Annotated in this window: 3 protein-coding genes; 1 reads left to right on the top strand and 2 read right to left on the bottom strand. The window is 60.4% G+C overall.

The window, feature by feature from the left end; all coding sequences use genetic code 11:
* Nucleotides 1-784: GlxA family transcriptional regulator (locus AC1DH9_RS27550; protein ID WP_477809173.1), on the bottom strand; the 784-nt coding region annotated here is incomplete at its 3' end.
* A 109-nt stretch (nucleotides 785-893) separates the two neighbouring features.
* Between AC1DH9_RS27550 and inhA the strand changes: the two genes are divergently transcribed.
* Nucleotides 894-1,574 carry an isonitrile hydratase gene (gene inhA / locus AC1DH9_RS27545; protein ID WP_427539678.1) on the top strand — a complete coding sequence of 227 codons (681 nt, stop codon included), beginning with the start codon at nucleotides 894-896 and terminating at the stop codon, nucleotides 1,572-1,574.
* A 519-nt stretch (nucleotides 1,575-2,093) separates the two neighbouring features.
* Here the strand turns inward: inhA and AC1DH9_RS27540 are convergent.
* Nucleotides 2,094-2,321: ArsR/SmtB family transcription factor (locus tag AC1DH9_RS27540; RefSeq protein ID WP_477809172.1), on the bottom strand; the 228-nt coding region annotated here is incomplete at its 5' end.

The following is a 2,321-nucleotide window of genomic DNA, read 5'->3' as shown; positions in this document are numbered from 1 at the left end:
GGGTCTGGCCGGTGTCGGCGCGATAGTGCCGGACGAAGCTGCGTTCGCTCATACCCGCTTGCAGCGCCAGCGCCGGGATGCCGAGGTCCAGGGAGAGGTTTTCGGCGATCCAGGCGTGCAGTTCATCAAAGCGATTGCCGTGCTGTTGCAGGTCGAGGGTCACGCTGAACTGCGACTGGCCACCCGGGCGCTTGAGGAACACCACCAGTTGCCGGGCGACTTCCAGGGCAATCCCACGCCCCAGATCTGCTTCCACCAGCGCCAACGCCAGGTCGATGCCGGCCGTAACCCCGGCCGAGGTCCAGACCGGGCCGTCGTTGATAAAGATCGGGTTGGGCTCGACCCGCAGTTTCGGGTGCTTTTGCGCCAGCTGATCACAGCGGGTCCAGTGGGTAACCACGCGACGACCATCGAGCCAGCCGCTGGCGGCCAGCAGAAAGGCGCCCGTACACACCGACGCCACACGCCGGGAAAGCGCCGCCTGTTGACGCACCCAGTCCACCAGCACAGTGTCTTCGGCCGCCGCGTAAACACCCCAGCCGCCCGCGATGATCAGCGTGTCGGAAGGTTCGCTCGGCAACGGTTCGGCCAACAGCGCCAAGCCGGCCGAGGACATCACCGCCCCACCGCCATTGACAATCACCGTCGGCGCATAGGGCGGTGGCAATCCTCGCTGCGCGGCCATGTCATTGGCCGAGGCAAACACCTGCAAYGGCCCGGTGACATCSAGCASTTGCACRTTGGCGAAGGCCAGCACATGAATGGTTTTCGGKKRGTTYGGCATGATTGGCGTAATTCGWGGGKTTATTGGCGTATWCGCCAAATCCTACGAGCCTACAGTTAAACCGTCCACCCAATAAGGGTGTGAACATGCAGACCAAGGAGATAGCGTCATGACGTTGCAGATCGGTTTTCTGTTGTTTCCACAGGTGCAGCAACTGGACCTGACCGGACCTTACGATGTGCTGGCTTCGTTGCCGGATGTGAAGGTGCATTTGATCTGGAAGGACCTGGTCCCCGTGACGGCAAGCACCGGTCTGGTCCTGAAGCCGACCACCACGTTCGATGACTGCCCCGACCTGGATGTGATTTGCATCCCAGGAGGCAGCGGCGTCGGGCCATTGATGGAAGATCCGCAGACCCTGGCGTTCATTCGCAAACACGCCGCCAAGGCACGCTATGTAACCTCGGTGTGCACCGGCGCATTGGTACTCGGCGCGGCGGGATTGCTCAAGGGAAAACGTGCGACGACCCACTGGGCCTATCATGAATTGTTGAGCCTGTTGGGCGCCATTCCGGTTCGGGACCGGGTGGTACGCGACGGCAATCTGCTGACCGGTGGCGGGATCACGGCGGGGATCGATTTTGCCCTGACCCTGGCCGCTGAGTTGTACGACAAAGACACTGCGCAATTGGTGCAACTGCAACTCGAATACGCGCCCGCACCACCCTTCAACTCGGGCGACCCGCAAACCGCGCCGAAAGCCGTGCTGGAGGAAGCTCGTCGGCGAGCTGCCGCCTCGCTCAATCAACGCACACTGATCACCGAACGCGCAGCAGCACGTCTCGGTTAAGCGCTTGGTCAGGTCCGAAACAGACCTTTACAACGCCCATAAAAAAACCCGCCGAAGCGGGTTTTCCAAGACCATAACGACATCCTGTCGCTGCATTCCTTGCAAATGGTCGGTCATCCATGACCCTGAGCGCGTCCTGCGCTGCAGTTGATGGAGTCAGATTAGGCCTGAATCCACAGGCGCAAAAGACGACATACCATCGGCCGCGCGTAAGCCATTGGCTATACGTCAGGTCCAGCCCCAATGGGCCATTTCCTGCAGGCAAAAAAAAACCCGCCGAAGCGGGTTTTCAAGACCATGACGACATCCTGTCGCTGCGATCCTTGCAAATGGTCGATCATCCATGACCCTGAGCGCGTCCTGCGCTTCAGTTGATGGGTGTAGATTACGCTTCGGATCCAATCTGAAACAGGAGACATAGCTGCTACTTCGTGTAAGACATTCGCCATTACAGCACTTCCGAAACCCCTTAGAGACCTCAGGTCTCAAGCACTTGAGGTGCGAGTTTCGGCTCGCAATTCATTGTTCGACAAAGGATTTCAGACTCACCAACGCGTGGTCCCACTGCTGGCTGATCACTTCCAGCGAGCGGCGGGCCTCGTCCAGTTGCGTCGGCTCGAAGACCCAGCGGCGCTCACGCCCCCGCTTGGTGTCACGCACCAGGCCGGCGTCAGCCAGCACTCGCAGGTGTTTGGTCACAGCCTGGCGACTGATGTCGGTGCCGGCGGTCAACTGCGCGATCGACAT

The sequence above is a fragment of the Pseudomonas sp. 05T35 genome, from assembly GCF_056396605.1.
Note: the sequence above shows the minus strand (reverse complement) of the source record. Positions and strands in the feature narration are given on the sequence as shown.

Coding starts and splice junctions, on each gene's coding strand:
- inhA (WP_427539678.1), top strand. CDS start 894: ATGACGTTGCAGATCGGTTTTCTGTTGTTTCCACAGGTGCAGCAACTG.